This window comes from Nocardioides sp., from assembly GCF_051876515.1.
Lineage (GTDB): Bacteria > Actinomycetota > Actinomycetes > Propionibacteriales > Nocardioidaceae > Nocardioides.
The window spans coordinates 12,610-31,609 of record NZ_JBJEHY010000146.1 but is presented as its reverse complement, the minus strand read 5'-3'; the positions used below and the strand labels follow the sequence as shown (position 1 = coordinate 31,609).

General features: G+C 70.8%; 19 protein-coding genes. 14 read left to right on the top strand and 5 right to left on the bottom strand.

Features of this window, described 5'->3' with window-relative positions:
• The 3 genes from ACI379_RS11130 to ACI379_RS11120 form a co-directional block, all read left to right on the top strand.
• The coding region (locus tag ACI379_RS11130) for a hypothetical protein (protein ID WP_439792157.1) at positions 1-265 on the top strand (265 nt) is incomplete at its 5' end.
• Positions 266-411: 146 nt separating this feature from the next.
• The gene (locus ACI379_RS11125; RefSeq protein ID WP_439792156.1) at positions 412-1,959 is read left to right on the top strand and encodes a hypothetical protein; all 1,548 of its coding nucleotides are present in this window, start codon (positions 412-414) and stop codon (positions 1,957-1,959) included.
• 488 nt (positions 1,960-2,447) lie between these two features.
• Positions 2,448-3,815, top strand: a complete 1,368-nt coding sequence (locus tag ACI379_RS11120) for a dicarboxylate/amino acid:cation symporter (protein WP_439792155.1) — start codon at positions 2,448-2,450, stop codon at positions 3,813-3,815.
• Positions 3,816-3,889: 74 nt separating this feature from the next.
• Here ACI379_RS11120 and ACI379_RS11115 read toward each other — a convergent pair whose 3' ends face one another.
• Positions 3,890-5,263 (bottom strand): restriction endonuclease, encoded by a 1,374-nt coding sequence (locus ACI379_RS11115; protein ID WP_439792154.1) that lies wholly within the window; start codon positions 5,261-5,263, stop codon positions 3,890-3,892.
• Between the two features lie 187 nt (positions 5,264-5,450).
• On the opposite strand from ACI379_RS11115, the gene ACI379_RS11110 reads away from it, so the two are divergent.
• From ACI379_RS11110 to ACI379_RS11095, 4 genes are all read left to right on the top strand, one after another.
• Positions 5,451-5,966 carry a Dps family protein gene (locus ACI379_RS11110; protein ID WP_439792153.1) on the top strand — a complete coding sequence of 172 codons (516 nt, stop codon included), beginning with the start codon at positions 5,451-5,453 and terminating at the stop codon, positions 5,964-5,966.
• A gap of 162 nt (positions 5,967-6,128) precedes the next feature.
• The gene (locus ACI379_RS11105) at positions 6,129-6,611 is read left to right on the top strand and encodes a hypothetical protein (RefSeq protein ID WP_439792152.1); all 483 of its coding nucleotides are present in this window, start codon (positions 6,129-6,131) and stop codon (positions 6,609-6,611) included.
• A 52-nt stretch (positions 6,612-6,663) separates the two neighbouring features.
• Positions 6,664-7,326 carry a SprT-like domain-containing protein gene (locus tag ACI379_RS11100; protein ID WP_439792151.1) on the top strand — a complete coding sequence of 221 codons (663 nt, stop codon included), beginning with the start codon at positions 6,664-6,666 and terminating at the stop codon, positions 7,324-7,326.
• An 88-nt stretch (positions 7,327-7,414) separates the two neighbouring features.
• A complete protein-coding gene (locus ACI379_RS11095; protein WP_439792150.1) occupies positions 7,415-8,887 on the top strand; it encodes a hypothetical protein in 1,473 nt (490 codons plus the stop codon).
• 89 nt (positions 8,888-8,976) lie between these two features.
• Here ACI379_RS11095 and ACI379_RS11090 read toward each other — a convergent pair whose 3' ends face one another.
• Both ACI379_RS11090 and ACI379_RS11085 read right to left on the bottom strand, forming a co-directional pair.
• On the bottom strand, positions 8,977-10,143 hold the full coding sequence (locus ACI379_RS11090) for an endonuclease (protein ID WP_439792149.1): 1,167 nt from the start codon (positions 10,141-10,143) through the stop codon (positions 8,977-8,979).
• Between the two features lie 75 nt (positions 10,144-10,218).
• Positions 10,219-10,917 carry a hypothetical protein gene (locus ACI379_RS11085; RefSeq protein ID WP_439792148.1) on the bottom strand — a complete coding sequence of 233 codons (699 nt, stop codon included), beginning with the start codon at positions 10,915-10,917 and terminating at the stop codon, positions 10,219-10,221.
• Positions 10,918-11,420: 503 nt separating this feature from the next.
• On the opposite strand from ACI379_RS11085, the gene ACI379_RS11080 reads away from it, so the two are divergent.
• The 5 genes from ACI379_RS11080 to ACI379_RS11060 are packed head-to-tail and all read left to right on the top strand — an operon-like array spanning position 11,421 to position 16,723.
• The gene (locus ACI379_RS11080; RefSeq protein ID WP_439792147.1) at positions 11,421-14,516 is read left to right on the top strand and encodes an ATP-binding protein; all 3,096 of its coding nucleotides are present in this window, start codon (positions 11,421-11,423) and stop codon (positions 14,514-14,516) included.
• Positions 14,513-14,938 (top strand): roadblock/LC7 domain-containing protein, encoded by a 426-nt coding sequence (locus tag ACI379_RS11075; RefSeq protein ID WP_439792146.1) that lies wholly within the window; start codon positions 14,513-14,515, stop codon positions 14,936-14,938. The genes ACI379_RS11080 and ACI379_RS11075 overlap by 4 nt, the downstream gene beginning before the upstream one ends.
• A 10-nt stretch (positions 14,939-14,948) precedes the next feature.
• Entirely contained in the window at positions 14,949-15,320 is a 372-nt protein-coding gene (locus ACI379_RS11070) for a DUF742 domain-containing protein (RefSeq protein ID WP_439792145.1), read from the top strand.
• Positions 15,301-15,894 carry a GTP-binding protein gene (locus ACI379_RS11065; RefSeq protein WP_439792144.1) on the top strand — a complete coding sequence of 198 codons (594 nt, stop codon included), beginning with the start codon at positions 15,301-15,303 and terminating at the stop codon, positions 15,892-15,894. Before ACI379_RS11070 ends, ACI379_RS11065 begins: the two co-directional genes overlap by 20 nt.
• 7 nt (positions 15,895-15,901) lie before the next feature.
• Positions 15,902-16,723 carry an ABC transporter substrate-binding protein gene (locus ACI379_RS11060; RefSeq protein WP_439792143.1) on the top strand — a complete coding sequence of 274 codons (822 nt, stop codon included), beginning with the start codon at positions 15,902-15,904 and terminating at the stop codon, positions 16,721-16,723.
• Positions 16,724-16,779: 56 nt separating this feature from the next.
• Here ACI379_RS11060 and ACI379_RS11055 read toward each other — a convergent pair whose 3' ends face one another.
• The gene (locus tag ACI379_RS11055; RefSeq protein WP_439792142.1) at positions 16,780-17,157 is read right to left on the bottom strand and encodes a hypothetical protein; all 378 of its coding nucleotides are present in this window, start codon (positions 17,155-17,157) and stop codon (positions 16,780-16,782) included.
• Positions 17,158-17,315: 158 nt separating this feature from the next.
• Here ACI379_RS11055 and ACI379_RS11050 point away from each other — a divergent pair, with 158 nt between their 5' ends.
• Positions 17,316-17,729, top strand: coding sequence for a hypothetical protein (locus ACI379_RS11050; RefSeq protein ID WP_439792141.1), 414 nt, complete (start codon positions 17,316-17,318; stop codon positions 17,727-17,729).
• Positions 17,730-17,732: 3 nt separating this feature from the next.
• Here the strand turns inward: ACI379_RS11050 and ACI379_RS11045 are convergent, their stop codons facing one another.
• Positions 17,733-18,305: a mismatch-specific DNA-glycosylase gene (locus tag ACI379_RS11045; RefSeq protein WP_439792140.1), complete on the bottom strand. Its 573-nt coding sequence runs from the start codon at positions 18,303-18,305 to the stop codon at positions 17,733-17,735.
• Between the two features lie 76 nt (positions 18,306-18,381).
• Between ACI379_RS11045 and ACI379_RS11040 the strand changes: the two genes are divergently transcribed.
• Positions 18,382-18,975, top strand: a complete 594-nt coding sequence (locus ACI379_RS11040) for a hypothetical protein (RefSeq protein ID WP_439792139.1) — start codon at positions 18,382-18,384, stop codon at positions 18,973-18,975.
• The last annotated feature ends 25 nt before the right edge of the window (positions 18,976-19,000 follow it).

The window sequence follows — 19,000 nt, the reverse complement described above, 5'->3', positions numbered from 1 at the left end:
CGAGCCTGTCGTGGAGGAGACGGGTTCGGCCGCCGAGCTGCTCGAGGCCACGCCGGTCGAGGCCAAGGAGGAGGCGCCTGCGCAGGTCGTCGAGGCCGTCGCCAAGCCCGCACCGGGTGAGGCGCACACCTCCGCCGAGCTGCTCGAGCTCATCACCGGCACCGCGGTCGACTCGCCCCTGTGCATGACCTGCGGCACCAAGATGCGTCCCGCCGGCTCCTGCTACGTCTGCGAGGGCTGCGGCAGCACCTCCGGCTGCAGCTGAGCCACCTCCGTACGGCCCGGTTCCCTGGGGAGCCGGGCCGTACGGCATTTCGGCCTCCGGTCCAGTCCAGGTGGGCACCGGACCAAGGCAGGTGCCCACCTGCCTGTCACGCTCGTTGCATGGGGCGGGGGCCGGACACCACGGGAGTGACCTCGACACGGACGACGACCGCCGCGTGGGCGGGCGTCGTCCTCGCGGCGGCGTTCGCCGTCGCCGCGCGGGTGCCGTTCATCGACTGGCCGCCGAGCCGCGACGAGGCGGGTTACCTCGTGGTGGGAGGCCAGTGGGGCCCGGGAACGTCGCTGTACGGGGACTACTGGGTCGATCGTCCACCCCTCCTGATCGGGTTGTTCGGCCTGGCCGATGCCGCCGGTGGGGTCACCGCCCTGCGCGTGATCGGGTGCGTCGCATCCGTGGCCGTCGTGCTCCTCGTGGCGTGGACGGCGCGTGCGGCCGCAGGGCCCGGTACTGCCGCGGGAAGTCGTGCCGCCGCCGCGTCGGCCCTGGTGGCGGCGGGGCTGGTCGTCTCGCCCGTGCTGGGCGGACACATCGTCAACGGCGAGCTCCTGGCCGCTCCGTTCGTGGCCCTCGGCATCGGCGCGGGCGTGCACGCGCTGGGTGCAGGATCGGCGCGGGCCGCCTACGGGTGGTCCGCGCTGGCAGGAGCGGCGGGCGCCTGCGCGGTGATGGTCAAGCAGAACATGGTGGACGTCTTCGTCTTCGGGGCCGTCGCGCTCCTCGTGGCCCTCGCCGTGCGGCGCGTCGACCGTGCGACAGCGGCCCGCGTGGTCGTCGGGACCCTGGTCGGGGCCGTCGTCGTTCTGCTCGCGATGGCGGCGTGGTCGGTGAGCCGTGGGACCGACCTCGGTGACCTCTGGTACGCGTTGTACCCGTTCCGGCTCGACGCGGCGCGCACGATCGCCGACGGCGGAACCGCCGAGGTGCTGGCGCGGCGCGAGTCCATGATCCATCGCTGGCACACGGGCGGCCTCGCGCTGCTGAGCGTCTGGGTCCTCTCCGGCGCCGCCTGGCTGCGGGGCCGGGAGCCGGTGCTGGTGGGCGTGCTGGCCGTGCTCGTCTTCGACATCTACTCGATCGTCATGAGCGGCGGGTACTGGAGCCACTACCTGGCGCAGCTGGTGGTCCCCCTGGCCGTGGGCTTCGGGGTCCTGGCCGCTCGGCTGACCGGGTGGAAGCAGGCGCTCTGGGTGCTGACGGCCGTGTCGGTGGTGCTCGCGGCCTGCGTGTCGGTCCAGCGGGTCGCGGGGGAGGTCCCGCCGTCAACGAGCGAGGACGTCGGCCGCGCCATCGCTGCGGTCGCCGAGCCCGGCGACACCCTCACCGTCATGTACGGAGGTTGCCGCATCAACCACGCGGCCGGGCTGCCCTCCCCGTACCCGCACCTGTGGGGCCTACCCCTGCGCACCCTCGACCCGGACCTCTCCACGCTGACCGACCTGCTGCGCGGCCCCGACGCCCCGACGTGGGTGGTCGTCGCCTCGGCCTTCGACGTGCGCGAGATCGACGGTGGCCGGGTCCGCTGGGCCCTCACCACCGGGTACGACCGGGTGGCCGTGCTCGGTGAGCACCGGATCTTCCTGCGGAACGGGGTCGTCCGGGACGCGCCCACCGACTCGCGGCAGCCTGAGGAAGGTCTGCGGGGCGGGGCCCTGCTGACCGTTCCCCGGGACTGAGAGCCCGCCCGGGCCGCAGCTCACAGGTCGCGCACAGGTTGGTCAGGCCGCGCCGACAGGTCGTCCGCCAACACTGAGGTTCGTCCGTCAGACGTACCGAGGTGAGGAGCGGGCGCGGGAGCGGCTGTACGTGGGCATGTCGCGTGCCACGGACGAGCTCGTCGTGGTGGGGCAGCCCGACGCGATCAGGCTGATCGGTGGCGACGCGGTGGCCCAGCGGCTGGGCGTCGTCTGACGTCGTTTCGCCATCCGCGGAATGCGGGGCGCATGATGGGTGTTGTGACTTCCGTGCTCATCTCGACGGCTCCCGGAGCGCTGCTGACGCGGCGCCTCGTCGTCGACCTCGCACGCACGCACAGCACCCGCTGTCGGTGACGACTGCCGCCTGAGCGCCCCACGAGGGCCCGGCGGCCGTACGCGTCCGATTTCTCCTCGGACGGCGCCGACCCGCTGCGCCGTCCGGTCGCAGTGAAAGGCACAACCTCTTCATGAGTACCGCTGATGTGGCGCCCAAGCGCCGTGTGAAGCTTCCTTCCTTCGGGGTCCAGGTCCTGATCGGTCTGGCGCTGGGCGTCGTCCTCGGTCTGGTAGCCCGCGAGATGGGCCCGGTCGGCGTCGACGCCGAGACCGGGGTCGCCGACCCCAACTGGCTCACCGAGACCCTCACCATCGTGGGGTCGACCTTCGTGACGCTGTTGCGCGCGATCGTGCCGCCGCTGGTCTTCCTCGCGATCGTCGCCTCGATCGCGAACCTGCGTGAGGTGACCGGCGCGGCCCGGCTGGCGTGGAAGACGCTGCTGTGGTTCGCGGTCACCGCGCTGATCGCGGTGTCGATCGGCATCGTGCTCGGCCTGGTGCTGCAGCCGGGCTCGCACACCTCGGTGTCGCAGGACGCCGCTGCCGCCCCCGGCAAGTCGGGTTCGTGGCTGGACTTCCTGACGGGTCTGGTCCCGTCGAACTTCCTGGGTCTGGGTGCCGGGGCGAACCCGGACGGCTCGATCGCCGTGTCGTTCAACGTGCTGCAGATCCTGGTCGTCGCGATCGCCATCGGCATCGCCACGTTGAAGGTCGGTGAGGCCGCCGAGCCGTTCCTGGCGGTCGTACGCTCCGCGCTGGCCGTGGTGCAGAAGGTGCTGTGGTGGGTCATCCTGCTCGCGCCGATCGCGACGGTCGGTCTGCTCGGCAAGGCCGTGGCGACGTACGGCTGGGACGCGCTCGGTTCGCTGGGCACGTACTCGGTGGCGATCTACGTGGGCCTGGCTCTGGTGCTGTTCGTGGTCTACCCGGTGCTGCTGCGCGTCAACGGCCTGGGCGTGAAGCAGTTCTTCTCCGGCGCGTGGCCGGCGATCTCGCTGGCGTTCGTGTCGCGCTCCTCGATCGGCACCATGCCGGTCACCCAGTCGGTGACTGAGCGCAACCTCGGGGTGCCCCGTGCGTACGCGAGCTTCGCGGTGCCGCTGGGCGCGACGACCAAGATGGACGGTTGCGCCTCGATCTACCCGGCGATCTCGGCGATCTTCGTGGCCCAGTTCTTCGGCCTCGACCTGTCGATCACCGACTACCTGCTGATCGCGTTCGTCTCCGTGATCGGCTCCGCCGCCACCGCGGGCGTGACCGGCGCGACCGTCATGCTGACCCTGACCCTGTCGACCCTGGGCCTCCCGCTCGAGGGCGTCGGCCTACTGCTCGCCGTCGACCCGATCCTCGACATGGGCCGTACCGCCGTCAACGTCGCCGGCCAGGCGCTCGTCCCGACCATCGTCGCCAAGCGCGAGGGCATCCTCGAGCGCGAGGTGTACGACGCGAAGCGCGACGGTCAGGTGTGGCGCGAGGAGGCCGAGGTCGTGGCCGCCTGAGCACCGCTCGTTGGTCCACTCGGAACCACGACGGCCTCCGTTCCTGCTGGGGACGGAGGCCGTCGTCGTACTCGTCAGATGGACAGGACCTCTTCGGGGCGCCGATGGGCGACGGAGTCGCTGTAGCCGTCGACGGTCGTCTGGAGAAGCGCCTCGACGTCGCCGCCATGGTTGGCCTGCGCCATGCGCCGCACCGTTTCGGCGAGGACTGCGCCCGGGATCAGGACGACGGGGTATTGGTCGTCGATGATTTCGATCTGTGCCTGCTTGGAGAACGACCCGGTCGTCACGTAGACGCCGATCCACCCGCGCTTGAGGCGTGCGACGACGCGCGCCACTTGCTCGGGCGAGATGCTGGAACTGGGCTTGATGCACTTGGCTTGCCCGAGCACCACGACTGGTGTGCTGGCGCTCAGGGACCCCATGTCGATGCGAGCGATGAAGTCCACGCCTCCGTCTCCAGACGATCTGGACAGCCACCCCTCCTTGTACCGGACTCCAGACTCGCGCAGTACCTCGCTGGCCACTCGGGAAGCCAGCAACTCGAAGGCGTGCTTGCGGTCGTCGTAGAACGTGTAGAGCGTGTGCAAGGTCTCGGCCTCAACCGTCCCTGGGACGGGCTGTTGCTGCGGGGCGGACTTGACGGGGCTGGACAGCACTCGCCTCCTGATCCCTGGGATCGCCACGCGCCCTTGGCGTACCCACCGCTGCCACGCATCGGGGGAGTGACGGAGTGTTTGCTGCGCCGTCAGTGTCGGATCGCGTCGGTCATCGATCCAACGCATGTCCATACCGTCCACGCTTCCGCCCGAAACCACGGCGAGATCCAGCGCGATGTTCGGGAAGCTGCGTCCGGAGTCGGGGTCACGCTGGATGACGTGTTCAAGGCGCTCGATGATCGCGGCACCGCAGAACTCCACGTGCCCCTTGACGACCGCTCGACCGGCCCGGTGGATCGTGGTCGAACGAAACAGGAGCAGGGGCGGCGCCAGCACGCGCTCCTCGGGGCTGGTGCCTGCATGGAGTTGGGCGGCTTCGAGGAGCCAGCGATTGCCGCGCGTCGCGCCGGGGAACCCGACGGTGGTGGGCTTGTGGTCGCCGAAGTAGCGGACGTGTCCATGGTCGAGATCGAACTCGTCATGCCACGGGTTGCTTTCGTGTCCGGCCTTCCACGGGCTGGATCGAATGGCGATCACCGGCCGACGTACGCCGTCGCGTGCATGTACCCACTCGGAAGCGTTGATCCCGGACTCCAACATGATCTTGCGGTGGCCGAGGTCGGCTGGGCTCGTCAGCCAGTGGTAGTTCAGATATCCGTCCAACTCAGGGTCGACCTGGCTCGCCCCCTGGGCATAGCGGAGGACGTCGTGGACGAGCGTGAGCCTCGGCTCATCCGTGCCGCCACGTGCCGTGTTGCGCCAGCCCACGTCGGGGCGATTCTCGTCCAACGAGCCTCCTGCGTTGCACACCCGACGGCACCGTGTGTCGGGCGTCAGCTTAGGGGCGGTCACACGGCCAGCGCGACGACTTCGCGGAGATGTACGGCCACTTAGCCCAGCCTCACCTTTCTTGAACCATTCCAAAATAGCCGGGATAATGGGTGTCGTACGCGAGGAGAGAAAGGAAGTCACACCCATGACTCAGACCCTTCAGCACACCGCCCACCCGGCGTTCCAGGCCTCCCGACAGCTCGCTGACCACCTCCAGCAGATGCTCGTCGACCTGACCGACCTCCACCTGCAGGCCAAGCAGCTGCACTGGAACGTGGTCGGCAAGAACTTCCGTGACATGCACCTGGTCCTCGACGAGGTCACCGACGCTGCGCGCGAGTTCTCCGACACCGTGGCCGAGCGCATGCGCGCCATCTACGTCACCCCGGACGGCCGGGCCGCGACGGTGGCGGCGCAGACGAGCCTGCCGGCCGCGCCCACCGACGAGATCGACACCGCCGACGCGACCGACGCCATCGTGGCGTCGCTGTACGCCACCGCTGGCACCGCCCGTCGCATCCACGACGAGGTCGACGCGGAGGACCCGACGACCGCCGACATCCTGCACACCGTCCTCGAGCGCATCGAGCAGCTCGCCTGGATGATCGACGCCGAGAACCGCGTCGCCAACAGCAGCATCCCGCGCTCCATCACGGAGTGAGTGCTCGTACGAGCTGACAGCGTGGCCGGGGCCTTGGGGCTCCGGCCACGCTGCATGTTCGCGGCACCGGCCCGGACCTCAGGGCGGAGAGGGTCCGGGGGTGAGCAGGAGCACGGCCGATCTGGTCGGGAGCGGGTCGGCGGGGGAGTAGATTCGTCCCCGATGAGCGAGGACTACTGCGACCTGTGCGACCTGCCCCTCTCGACGTGCGTGCACGGCATGCCGCCGGCACCCATGGTGGAGCCGCCGGCCCCCACCCCGCGGGCGACGCGCAGCACCTCGACGCGGACCACGACCCCACGCGCCAAGGCACCCAAGAAGGCCGCGGCCGAGGTGCCCGTACGCCGGGCCCCGCGCCGCTGGACGCCGCCTGAGTTCTTCGCCCCGCACGTGCTCGCCCTCCTGCAGGAGGCCGGCGGTGAGCTCGGCAACGACGCCCTCTTCGAGGCGCTCGAGGCGAGGGTGGCCGACGACCTGATCGCCGGTGACCACGAGAGCACGCCCGAGGGCGAGCTCCGCTGGCGCCGTGCCGCCCGCGTCGCGCGCCGCAACCTGTCCGCGGACGGTCTGATGCAGACCGGCACCCCCGGGGTCTGGGTGCTCACCGGCGAGGGCCTGAGTCACGACGGGGACTTCTCCCTCTGACGCGCCGTCCGCCTGCACCGCGACTGTCGGTGCCGGCTGGTGTGATGACCCCGTGGACCTGGACGACGCCCGACGCCTCGCCGTCGACGAGATGACCCGGCACGGGCTGCGCGGGTGGACCTTCGCGTACGACCGTGCCAAGCGTCGGGCCGGAGCCACGCACTTCGCCGACCGTCGCATCACCCTGAGCCGCGAGCTCACGGGCCTCCACGACGAGGCCGAGGTGCGCCAGACGGTGCTCCACGAGATCGCGCACGCCCTCGTCGGCCCACGGCACGGGCACGACGCCACCTGGCGCGCCACCGCGCTGCGGATCGGCAGCAACGGGCAGCGCTGCCTGGCGCGCGACACCCCCACCGTGTCGGGCGCGTGGGTCGGCGTCTGCCCGGCCGGCCACCAGACCGACGCCCACCGCAGACCCGTACGCGTCAAGGCGTGCCGCCAGTGCACCGGGGAGTTCGCCGAACGCGTCTTCTCCTGGACCCACCACGGGCGAGCGGCCCCCATGCACCCGCAGTACGAGGAGGAGCTGGCCGCCCTGCGCGCGGGCACCCTGCGGGTGAGGTTCGCCGAGGGCTCGCGGGTACGGATCACCGCCCACGGCCGCTGGCACGGTGCGCAGGGCGTGGTCGTCAAGCGTGGCCGCACCCGGTACCACGTCCAGACCGGGCGGCACCTCCTCACGGTGCCGTTCGCGGGTGTCACGCTGCTCTGAGACGTCCACAGGCGTTGCCGGACGGAGTTCTCCACAGGGGCGAGTCGGCTCTCACCGCGCTTGCCTCAGGATGCCTAGCGTCGCGGCCATGCGAACACTTGTCACCTGCTTGCTCGCCCTCCTCGCCATGGCGGGCTGCGCGCCACCGTCGGGGTCCGAGGCGGCGCCTGCCCGACCCGTACGGGCAGACGATCCGTCGGCCGTCGACGCCGCGCCCGCAGGGGAGGTGCAGGTCGCCTGGACCGCTCCGGCCGTCGTGCAGGGGCCGTGGGAGGTGGGCGGGGTCGTCGTCACGGTCGAGGGCGCGCAGGCGCAGGGCTACCGGGTGGTGGGCCGCAGCGTCGACGACGGTCGCGAGATCTGGCGTCACGCCACGGTCCCCGAGGGGAGCTTCTTCTCCTTCGGCGCCGTGGGGGCCACCGACCGGGAGGGCGACGAGCACGTCGTGGTCCAGGAAGAGGTGGGAGTGGACGGCTTCGTCTCTGTGTTGGCCGTGCTCGATCCGCGCACGGGTGAGGTGCAGGGCAGGGTGCGGCCCCAGCCCTCCGAGTTGGGCACGATCTGCCCCGGCGACGTCGACCTCTGCTTCCGGGGGTGGGAGCGGGGCTGGACGAGGTGGGACCTGCGCGACCTGTCGTCACAGCGGCTGACGGCTCGCTCACCGCGAGGCACCCGGGTCACCTCGTTGGCGACCGGCGTGTACGCGAACGACTTCCCGGCCGAGCGGCTCCGGGTGGGGCGTCGGGACGGGTCGGTCCGCTGGGAGGTGGCTCTCGACGATCTGGTGCACGGCCGTTGGTGGCTCTCCAACACGACCGCCTTCGTCCGGGTGGACGACGAGCTCGGACTGGTGCTCGTGCCGATCTTCGAGACGTTGAGGATCCACGACGGCCTCCAGCGTCGGTACGACGCGGGGCGGCGTGTCCCTGTGCCCGTCACGGCCAGAGGTGTGGTCGCGCTCGACCTCGACACGGGTCAGGAGGTCTGGCGCTCCCTCGGCATCGGTCGGGAGTGTGCAGGAACCGAGCACGTGGGCCGGCCCGTCCGGTGCCGCTACGCGGGGACCGCGTTGCGCCGCAAGGGCGGTACGACCCTGTACCGCGGGATGGAGGAGGTGATGGAGGGCTACGACCCCACCACCGGCGCGACGGTCTGGGAGATCCCGCTCGCCGACGCGCTGGCCGACGAGCGGTACGGCGAGACCTCAGTCAACCCGGGGATCCTGGGCGACATCGTCGACGGAGACGAGTTCACTCTGGCCATGGGACGGGACGAACCACTGCTGGTGGCCCTCGTCGACGGCTCCACGCGGTCTCTGCCTGCCGGTACGACCACCTTGTGCAGAGCCACGCGCCCGCTGGTCTCGGGAGCCGCCCTCGACAACCCCTTCTCGGACAGCATCCCCACGGCTCGCTACGTGCGGGCGTGCGGCTTCGACGGGAGTCCGGGCGGCGGGCGGCCGAGCGCGGAGGCTCTCTTCGCCCTGACCGAGCGGATCGGGGAGGAGGTCTGGGCGGTCGCGGAGAAGCGTCGGCTGGTCGCGTACCGGGTCGTCTCCTGACGCAGGCCGGCCCCGCAGCCGACCGTTGGTCGAGCCCGTCGAGACCACGACAGGTTCGACCCGCCCGAGCTGCGGGGCCGGGGGAGCGGTCAGTTCCAGATGGCCGTGGCCCACTCCGGGTGGTCGATGAACGGGTTGCGGTTGCCCTGCCAGTTCTCGAAGATCCGGTCGTTGCGGCGCCGCTCGAAGTCGGACACCGGGTCGGCCGCGTGCCAGGCCAGCAGGACGCTGACCTTGCCGTGGAACGGGTTGGTGCCGTTGTTGGTCAGGTTGTTGAGCTCGAGGTCCCTGAACCCGTCGTCCCCGTTGTAACGGACGGCCATGTAGAAGATCATCCGGGCCACGTCGCCCTTGACCGCGTCGCGCGGCTCGAACGAGTCCGAGTCGCCCTTGCAGCCGGAGCACTGGCTGACGGCCGCGCCGCCGTTGTCGAAGTCCTTGTTGCCGCGCGAGGAGTTGACCGTGACGTCCTCCGGGCGCAGGTGGTGCACGTCGGTGCCGGGGCCGGTCGCCGTACCGAAGTCGCCGTGGGACTTGGCCCAGACGTGCTCGCGGTTCCAGTCGTCGGCGTCGCCGCCGTTGCCGGACTTGGGCAGCGACAACCCGGAGTAGAGGGTGAGGACGTTGTTGGCGTTGGCCGGGTCCTGGTCGGTGTCCTTCAGTGCCTCCCAGACCTGCGCGTACGACAGCTTCGTCTGGTCGTCGATGATGTCGTGCAGCGCAGCCTTCAGCGGCGCACCCGTCTTGCCCAGGGCGGGGCCGTAGTAGTCGTCGTGCTCACCCGGTTCGGTCGGGTCGGTCGGATCCGTGGGATCGGTCGGACCGGTGGTGCCCGCCGTCGCGAAGGCGGTGGCGTTCTTGGCGCCCGGGTGGGAGAAGTACGCCGACAGCTGGGCGGTGACGTCGATGCGCTGCCCGAGCAGGCCCGGGTTCGTCCTGAGGCCCCACGCCGACCGGAAGGTCGAGGGGATCTGGACGTACAGCATCTTGGCGGTGTCGGTCTCGCCGGCGGTGTCGGCCAGCGCGAGCGCGTAGTCGTTGGGGTACGACGATGTCAGCACCGAGGTCGTCGAGACCGGCTGCCCCACGACGTACCCGCGGACGGTCTGCGTGGAGCCGTCCTGCGTGGAGACCGCCGAGGCGACGCTCAGCGGTGTCGCGGCGTGCGTGGTCGTCCCCAGCGGGAACACGACGAGGAACAGGGTGATGACGAGGGCAGCGGCACTCCGCGGCCCCATCCCGAGATTGATGGTCATGCAGCGACCATTCCTCATCCGGAACCCGCTGGGAAGACCTCGCGTGTGAACGCCAGGTGACGGGGTGGCCCGGCCTCAGCCGCTGGTCGGCCCCTCGGCGAAGTCGAAGACGCGGCGGGTGCTGGGGACCAGGTCCAGGTTCTCCGAGGCACCGAACTGCTGCACGCTGCGACCCATCTCCGTCATCCGCCGGCGCAGCTCGTCCTCGTCGCCGCCCGACCCGTAGAAGACGTGGAAGTCGGTCTTGGCGCCCGGGAGGAACAGCTCCTCGACGATGCCGGTGATGGAGTCGGCCGCACGCCCCGGGTGGTCGGTCAGGGTGGCCACCACGATGTTCTGGACGTAGCCGTGGGTGTCCTGGGTGTCGATGGCGATCTGGGTGTGGTGGTCCATCCAGTACGCCAGCCACGCGGGGTGCTCCATGGCGGCAGGGCGACGCAGCAGCGCCAGGTTGGACAGCCAGGGCTCCGCCTCCCCGTACGGCGCCGCCGGCGGCTCCAGACGCCGCCGCTCCTCCACCTCGTACACGTCCGCCACCGGGGCCAGCACCGCCAGCGCGGCCTCGGCGTCCGGCGTCCACACGGAGATCACGGTCCGTACGGCGTCGGCGCGGGTGGTCAGGCGGAGCATCGCGTCCGCCACCGCCTCGTCGTCGACGTTCACCTGGACCCGCTCGGCGCCAGCGTCGCGCAGGCGCTGGACCAGGGAGTCCCAGTGCGAGGAGGGGTCGAGGTCGGCGGAGGGGAGCAGGGCGGCGATCAGCTTGGTGGTCACCTGGCAGAGCCTGCCACCGCCTGGCGGCCTGACCGGTACAACCACTGGTCTAGACATTTACTCGCAGTCGGCGTGTCGCTGGCCCTGCACGCTCGGGCTCTGTCCCACCTGTCCCATTCGTCACACGAAACACCGTCCCGGTCAGCGGGTGCTGAGCGGTGTGCGGCCTCGACGGCACGTGTTGTCGGTGGGCGTCGACAGCATGGCCCGCATCGCGAGAAGTGCCGGTCGTCAAGACTTTCGCCCGGCGCGTCGTGGCTTTCTGAAAGAAAAGTGACGGATGGGACTGGCGTGGCGACTGGACAAGGTGGCATTCTCTGCACGCGCCAGGAGGGACGGCGACATGCTCAGGGCGGCACCAACCCACGTGGTTGGAGGTCGGAGGGGCCTCGCGATACACCATCGCGCTGCACTTCTGACAAAATGCCGCGCGGTGTCGTCAACTCTCTTAGGTTTGGTCCACTCCAACCCTCGGGTCGGGCTGGCGATGCACCACAAACGTCGTGAGGGGTTACATGAAGATGGACAAGTCCAAGCTGAACAAGCTTGGCCAGGACTCCGGGAGTGCCATTGCGAGGTGGTCCCTGCGGCGCAAGCTTGCGCTCGCGCTGGCGGTCCCCCTGATTCTGGCCGCTGTGCTCGGCGGGAGCCGCGTCGTGAGCGCCCTCTCCGAGTCGGGCAACGCCTCGACCAGCGCCGACCAGGTGACGATCCTGGCCCCGGCCGTCGACTACAGCCGCGCCGCCCAGACGGCGATGATCGCGGCCAACGCCAGCGGTGCTGCGGCCAAGGGTGACCTGGCCGACGCCATCGACGACATCAACGCGGCAGCCGACGACCTCGAGTCCGTCTCCGAGTCGGCCGACCTGACCGAGGCGCAGCAGACGCAGGTGGCCACGCTCCTCGAGCTCAGCCAGGAGCTCCGCACCCCCGAGGCGTCCACGGTCGCCGGTGACACCTGGATCGCCCAGCTGCGGCAGGTCCAGTCGAGCGTGACCCAGCTGATCACCCTCATCATCAACGAGCAGAACGAGCCCGAGCCCCGTCTCGAGCAGCTGTCCCAGGCCCTGTCGGGCCGGCTCGCGCTGTCCATGCAGCAGTCCCTGGTCGCGTCGGGAGACGCCGGACGCGCCCTCAACCAGGACCTGTTCTCCGAGCTTGGTGTCGAGGCGGCCGCCATCGACCGTCTCGCGACCTCGCTGGGCAAGGAGGAGGGCACGATCCCGACCCTCCGCTCGGCCAACGTCGACCGGCTGCGTGCCGTCCGCGAGGGCGACAAGGACCTCGGCGGTCGCGACGCGTTCGTGCCGTACGACGAGCTGATCAACAAGCTCATCAAGGGCACCACCGACGCCCTCGCCGACAAGGCGTCCTCCGCCCGCAACTCGGCGCTGTTCAGCGCGCTCATGACCGCCGTGGCGCTCGCGCTGGCCGTCTTCATCGCACTCGCCGTCGCCAAGCTCCTCCTCGACCCGATCCAGCGGGTGCGCGAGGGTGCACGGCGCGTGGCGCACGAGACGCTGCCGGAGGCGGTCGCCCGGATCCGGTCGGGCCAGGAGCCCGAACCCATGGTCCCGATCGACGTGCACACCGAGGAGGAGATCGGTCAGCTCGCCCGGGCCGTCGACGACCTCCACGCCCAGGCCATCCACCTGGCCTCCGGTGAGGCCCAGCTCCGTGCCACCGTCGGTGAGATGTTCGTGACGCTCTCGCGCCGCAGCAACTCGCTGATCAACCAGCAGCTCACCCTCATCGAGCGTCTGGAGCACGACGAGGAGGACCCCAAGCGCCTCGAGAGCCTGTTCCGTCTCGACCACCTCGCCTCGCGCATGCGTCGTACGGCGGACAGTCTGCTGATCCTGGCCGACGCGCCGGGAGCCTCGACCGGTGGACAGGGTCTGTCCGTCAGCGACGCGATCCAGGCGGCGAGCGCCGGTGTGCAGGACTACCACCGTCTGCAGGTCTCCTCGCACCTGAGCACGCTGATCTCCGACGCGGCGGCCGGCGACGTCGTCCACCTGGTCACCGAGATCATCGACAACGCCCTGGCGTACTCCTCGCCCAACGACGCCGTGCGCGTCGACACCTCGATCGACTCCTCCGGCGCGGTCGTGCAGATCGCCGACGCCGGCATCGGGATCCCGGAGGACGAGCGCGCCTCGCTCAACCGGATGCTGCGCGAGGGTGGCGAGGCCACCCCCGAGACCGCTCGTCGGATGGGCCTCTTCGTGGTCAGCCGCCTGGCGAAGCGGCACAACATCGCCGTGCAGCTGCTCCGCGGCGAGTTCGGCGGCACCATCGCCCGCATCGTCCTGCCCGCCACGATCCTTCCCGAGCTGCCGCAGCCCGCCGAGCCGGTCGTGCACAGCTACGAGACCGACGAGGCCCCGCTGGCCAGCAGCCCCGCCCTGTACGAGGAGCTGGCCGAGGTCGAGGCCACCGAGACCACAGCGGGTGGTCTGCCCAAGCGCGGCAGCCGCCGTCACTCGCGCAAGGACACGCCGGAGCAGCCGGCCCGGGGCAGCAAGCTTCCGCTGGAGGAGGCGCCCGCGGTGGCTGCCGAGGCGCTCGTGGAGGAGCCCACCGTCGAGGTGGCTCCCGTGGCACCCACCCCGCCCGCGGCCTCGCCCGCGCCGAGCCTGGCCGGCGACGGCCTGCTCCCGCGACGCCAGCCCGGTGCGCAGATGCCGCTCACCTCGCCCGACGCGCTGATCCCGGCGACGCCGGCCAGCACCGAGGGTGGTTCGCTCTTCGGCCGGTCCAGCACTCCGCCGCCGGCCGAGCCCGAGGCCCCTGCGGCCCGTGCCGCCGAGCCGGAGCTCCGTCCGGACGACACGGGCGAGTTCGAGCAGGTGGCCCAGGTCGTTCCGATCTCCGCCCTCGCGGGTGTGCGGGCCGAGGCGGCCGAGAAGGCCGAGGCCGAGGCGCGGGCACGCGGGTCGATCGCCAACGCGTTCACCGCGGCTCCCAAGAAGGCCAGCCAGGACCTCGAGGCGTCCACCGCCCCGGAGCCGACGATCGAGCAGGCTCCCGAGCCCACGCCCGAGTCGGTCGTCGAGGCGCCCCTCGCCACGCCGCCGCCGGAGTCGCCGCTGCGTCCCTCCGCTCCGCTCACGCAGTCCACCGCGCTGGACGACCCCGCACCGGCCGCGCCCTCACTGGGCGGTCTGGGCGGCGGTCTTCCCCAGCGCACGCGCGGTGCGGCGCCGCAGATCAACCGGGACATGCCGGGCCTGCCCAGCACGCCCCGCAGCGGTCGCCGCGAGGAGGAGTCGCCGATCTTCTCCTCGATGCGCTCGGGCTGGCTCAGCAGTGACGGCTCCACCCAGCAGTTCGCCGACGACCAGGTCGACCAGGGTTGGGCCCGCGCCGAGAGCGCCACCGAGAAGCTCGAACCCCTCAGTTCCACCGAGCACGGTCTCCCGGTTCGTCAGCCGGGTCAACGATTGGTGCCCGGAAGCATCGCAAAGCCGACTACGGTGGGTCCGCGTGACCCGGAGGCCATCAAGGCCAAGCTGTCGTCGGCAGCCGCAGGTATCTCCCGCGGTCGCAAGGCAGTCCAGAGTTCCACCCAGCACACGGAAGCAGGCCCCTCATGATCTCCGAGCACCACACCTCTGCGTCGGGCGACGAACGAGACCTCGACTGGTTGATGACCCGATTCGTGGCTGACGTGGCCGACGCCGCGCACGCCATCCTCGTCTCGGCCGACGGTCTGCTGATGGCCGCCAGCACGAGCATCCCCAGCGAGCGGGCCGAGCAGGTCGCTGCCGTCTCCTCCGGCCTCGCCAGCCTCGCGGTGGGTGCGGCCCGACTCTTCGACGGCGGCGCGGTGCTGCAGTCGATCGTCGAGATGGAGATGGGCTACCTCATGCTCATGGCCGTCGGGGACGGGTCCAACCTGACCGTGCTCACCACCGAGCAGGCCGACATCGGCCAGGTCGGCTACGAGATGGCTCTGCTGGTCGACCGCGTGGGTCGCACCGTCGAGGCCCAGGCTCGAGTCAGCTCCGGGCTGTGACGGTCCAGCCATGACTTCCCCGGACAACTTCCAGGCGGACGACGCCCCTCGTCCCCGTCTGGTGCGCGCGTACACGATCACCTCGGGCCGTACGCACGTTGCAGTGGACCTCCCCATGGAGGCGACGCTGCGTCTGCAGCCCGGCCGCGACGGCCGCGGACTGCCCCCTGCCTCCGTGCAGGTCCTCGAGGTGTGTGACCGCCGGTCGGTCGCTGAGGTCTCCGCCCTGACGAAGATGCCGATCGGCGTCGTGCGCGTCCTGCTGGGGGACCTGCTCGAGCAGGGTGTCATCAGGATCCAGGCCACCATCACCGAGAAGACCTCCAAGGATGAGCGGATCGAGCTCATCGAAAGGACCCTCCGTGGACTTCGCAACTACTAAGGACCGCCAGGCGGCATCGACCAAGATCGTCGTCGCCGGAGGATTCGGCGTCGGCAAGACGACGTTGGTCGGTTCTGTCTCGGAGATCGACCCGCTGCGCACCGAGGCGCTGGTCACCAACGCCTCCGAGGGCGTCGACGACCTCGCGGCCGTGCCCACCAAGGGCACGACGACGGTCGCCATGGACTTCGGGCGACTGACCCTCGCCGAGGACCTGGTGCTGTACCTCTTCGGTACGCCCGGCCAGCGCCGCTTCTGGTTCATGTGGGACGACCTGTGCCGTGGCGCCATCGGTGCCATCGTCCTGGTCGACGTGGCCCGCCTCGACGACTGCTTCTCGCCGCTGGACTACTTCGAGTCGAAGGGCATCCCCTTCATCGTCGCGGTCAACCAGTTCGACGGCGTGCCGCAGTACCCGACCGAGGAGATCGCGAACGCGCTCGCGCTGTCGCCGGACATCCCGATCATCAACATCGACGCCCGTGACCGCGAGTCCTCCAAGGGCGCGCTGGTGCGCATCACCGAGTACGCACTCGAGCGCCTGCGCGAGTCGCTCGCTGCGACCGTCAACTGAGATGGCCATGACGTACGGTCCCCGCACCCGTCGGGGAAGGATGGTCGCCGCCGCGGCGGGCCTCCCCCTGATCCTCGCGGGGCTGGCTGGCTGCGGAGGGGAGGAGGCCAAGGCGACTGCCGCGGCCCCCGACCCGACGCTGGTCTACCCGACGGCGCTCACGGTGTGCACCGACACCCCGTACAAGCCGTTCGAGTTCCAGCGCAACGGCATGGACGTCGGGTTCGACATCGACGTCGCGCAGAAGATCGCCGACCGGCTCAAGGTCCGCATCGACGTCGTGGACGTCGACTTCGACGCCATCACCTCGGGCGAGGTGCTCAACAACGGCACCTGCGACATGGCGATCTCGGCCATGACCATCACCGGCGAGCGCGCCCGCGTGGTCGACTTCTCCAGCAACTACTTCAACGCCGCGCAGAGCCTCCTGGTCGACCCGGGCTCCGGCATCGGCGAGGTCGGTGACCTCGGCGGCAAGCGGGTGGCGGTCCAGGAGCAGACGACGGCCGACGGCCTGCTGGTCAGCGTCGCCCCGTCGAGCACCGAGATCGTCCGGCTCAAGGACCTCTCGGCCATCCGTGCGGCCATGTCCGACGGCTCCGTGGACGCCGCCATGGTGGACAACGGCGTCACCACCTCGCTGCTCCGCGGCTCCTCCTTCGAGGTCGTCGAGGAGGTCGAGACCGGTGAGCAGTACGGCATCGCGGTCAAGAAGGACGGCAACGCCGACCTGCTCCGCGTGATCAACGACGTGCTCGCCGAGATGCGCGGGGACGGCTCGTACGACGAGATCTACAAGAAGTGGTTCGGGGCCAAGAGCGGATCCTGACCCACACATGACACGAGCGCCGACCCCGGTGGGGCGGCGCTCGTGTCATGTCCGGATCAGTTGATGTACCAGAGTCCCAGCAGCGTCGGGACGAAGCCGATCACCAGCCACCAGCTCAGCGGCTTCTTGCCGTGGATCAGGCGCGCGATCCCGACGGCGATGACGCCGAGCATGCCCGCCATGACGCAGAGCATCTCCTCGGCCCCCGGCTGCGGGTTGTCGATGATCTTGGTCGCCAGGATCAGGCCGAGCGCCAGGTGGAGCACCGTCGACACCGCGAGGGTGGAGGCGACCCATCGCTGCACGTTGGTCAGGCTGCGCTTCTCGGCCACCTGGTTCGGCGCCGTGCGTGGCGCGTCGAGGTCCATCAGGTGCCGCGCCCTCCTGGGCGCGGTGGCCGGTTCGGTGGTCACGGGGACGGGTTGCTCGTTCATGGTGCTTCCATCATGACACCCCCCGGGGGGATGCCTCCAGCCGGGTTCTGGTCACAGGCGCCCGGGCCGGCCGCCGCTCTCCACAGCGGGGCGTGCGCGCGTGTCGGGGGCACTCCGACGGGCACGACCTCTCTGAGAACTGACCGGGGAGGATACCCATGACCACGAACAGGACCGAGCACCCACCAGCCCGCGGGACCGGTGCGCCGCAGCCCGCTGCCGCGCCCCTGCCCTGCCCGCCACCCGGAGAGGCGCTGCGCCTGTCGCCTCCGCTGGCCGGGCGGTCCGGGGACTGGCTGCGGGACCACCCCCTCCGGCTGCGCCGGCTGGGGCGTCCCGGGCTGGCCTCGCCGTGGCGGACCTGCGGCGACGGCTGCTGCCTGGTGCTCCACGGAGCGGTCCCGCCACATGCCGCGGCGCAGTGGCTGCGGATCCTCCTGGCAGCCTTCGAGGACGAGGGGCACACCACCACCGGCCACCTCGTCCTCCCGGGTCGCGGGGCGCAGGGCGCAGTCGTGCTCAGCGTCGAGAACGGCGAGGTCGCCGAGTCGGTCCTGGACGTCGGGGCGTGAGGTTCAGCCGGGGAGGATCCCGGCGGCGCGGGCCGGTTCCGCGTACGCCTCGGCAAGGGTCGCCACGGTGTGGTGGGCGTTGAGGCCGCTGGGGTTGGGCACGACCCACAGCTGGGCGCCACCGAACGGTTCCGGCTGCAGGCCGGCGACGGCCTTGCGCTGCCCGAACGCGCTCCGGTACGCCGTGATCCCGGCGATCGCGACCACCGCTGGCCGGACCCGTTCGACCAGCGCGAGCAGCTCCGCCCCACCGGCGACGAGCTCCTCGGTGCTCAGCTCGTCGGCGCGGGCGGTGGCCCTCCGGACAAGGTTCGTGATCCCGATCCCGCGCGCTCGCAGGTGCTCGCGGTCCTCCTCGTCCATGCCGGCACCCGGGTCGATGCGCCGTTCGACGATGCCGGCGGCGTGCAGGGCCGGGTAGAAGCGGTTCACCGGGTGCGCGAAGTGCGTCTGCGTGGCGGCCGTCCACAGTCCCGGGTTGATGCCGACGAACAGCAGGCGGGGTGACGGTCCGAGGAGGTCGGGCACCTCGGCATCGCGGAACGACTCGAGCTCGGCGCGGCTGAAACGGGGCACCACCGCAGCCTAGGAGACGCGCCGACCCGGGGAACGAGGCGCCTCCGGGTGCCGTCCCACTGGCATGCTGACACCTGTGATCTCGGGACCCCTTGCCCGCCAGGGCCGCACCGGCCGTACGCGCCGCCACCGCCTCGTGCCGGCCGCCGCGCTGGCACTCGCAGCCCTCGTCGCACTCACCGGCTGCCAGTCGTCCGAACCCGAGCAGTCGCGAGCTACGGAGGACACCATGACCCCCAGCCCGGACGAGACGGCGTCCCCCGGCGGCGAGCCGCCGACCACCGGCCCGTTCGACGGCTTCGACAAGCTCGTCGTCTCCGGAGACGCGGGCGCGGAGAAGATCTCCCTCGTCTCGCACTCCTCGGCCAAGGGCCAGCTGAGTGGTACGGCGACGCGGATCGACGACGCAGCCGCGCTCGACCAGTTCAACGCCCAGTTCACCAAGCCCATGCGCGCCAAGGTGACCCGGGCGGTGCGTGAGCACCGCGACGGGGACGGGCTGGCCACGTACGTCGCGGTGGTCGAGGTCGGGTGCGCCCCGCCCGTGGGGGTCCGGATCGACCGGGCCGGCGACGAGCTGACGGTGCGTACCGAGTCGTCGAAGGAGACGATCAGCTGCCTGGTGGCCGTCACCTACGTCCTCGTCTTCGCGGCACCGCCCGCGGCCTGAGCCGGCCTCGGCAGCCGGACCCTGG

What these genes read in the sequence shown, in the direction of transcription:
- ACI379_RS11120 (WP_439792155.1), top strand. Translation starts at nt 2,448, where the DNA reads ATGAGTACCGCTGATGTGGCGCCCAAGCGCCGTGTGAAGCTTCCTTCC.
- ACI379_RS11110 (WP_439792153.1), top strand. Translation starts at nt 5,451, where the DNA reads ATGACTCAGACCCTTCAGCACACCGCCCACCCGGCGTTCCAGGCCTCC.
- ACI379_RS11105 (WP_439792152.1), top strand. Translation starts at nt 6,129, where the DNA reads ATGAGCGAGGACTACTGCGACCTGTGCGACCTGCCCCTCTCGACGTGC.
- ACI379_RS11095 (WP_439792150.1), top strand. Translation starts at nt 7,415, where the DNA reads ATGCGAACACTTGTCACCTGCTTGCTCGCCCTCCTCGCCATGGCGGGC.
- ACI379_RS11090 (WP_439792149.1), bottom strand. Translation starts at nt 10,143, where the DNA reads ATGACCATCAATCTCGGGATGGGGCCGCGGAGTGCCGCTGCCCTCGTC.
- ACI379_RS11075 (WP_439792146.1), top strand. Translation starts at nt 14,513, where the DNA reads ATGATCTCCGAGCACCACACCTCTGCGTCGGGCGACGAACGAGACCTC.
- ACI379_RS11070 (WP_439792145.1), top strand. Translation starts at nt 14,949, where the DNA reads ATGACTTCCCCGGACAACTTCCAGGCGGACGACGCCCCTCGTCCCCGT.
- ACI379_RS11060 (WP_439792143.1), top strand. Translation starts at nt 15,902, where the DNA reads ATGACGTACGGTCCCCGCACCCGTCGGGGAAGGATGGTCGCCGCCGCG.
- ACI379_RS11055 (WP_439792142.1), bottom strand. Translation starts at nt 17,157, where the DNA reads ATGAACGAGCAACCCGTCCCCGTGACCACCGAACCGGCCACCGCGCCC.
- ACI379_RS11050 (WP_439792141.1), top strand. Translation starts at nt 17,316, where the DNA reads ATGACCACGAACAGGACCGAGCACCCACCAGCCCGCGGGACCGGTGCG.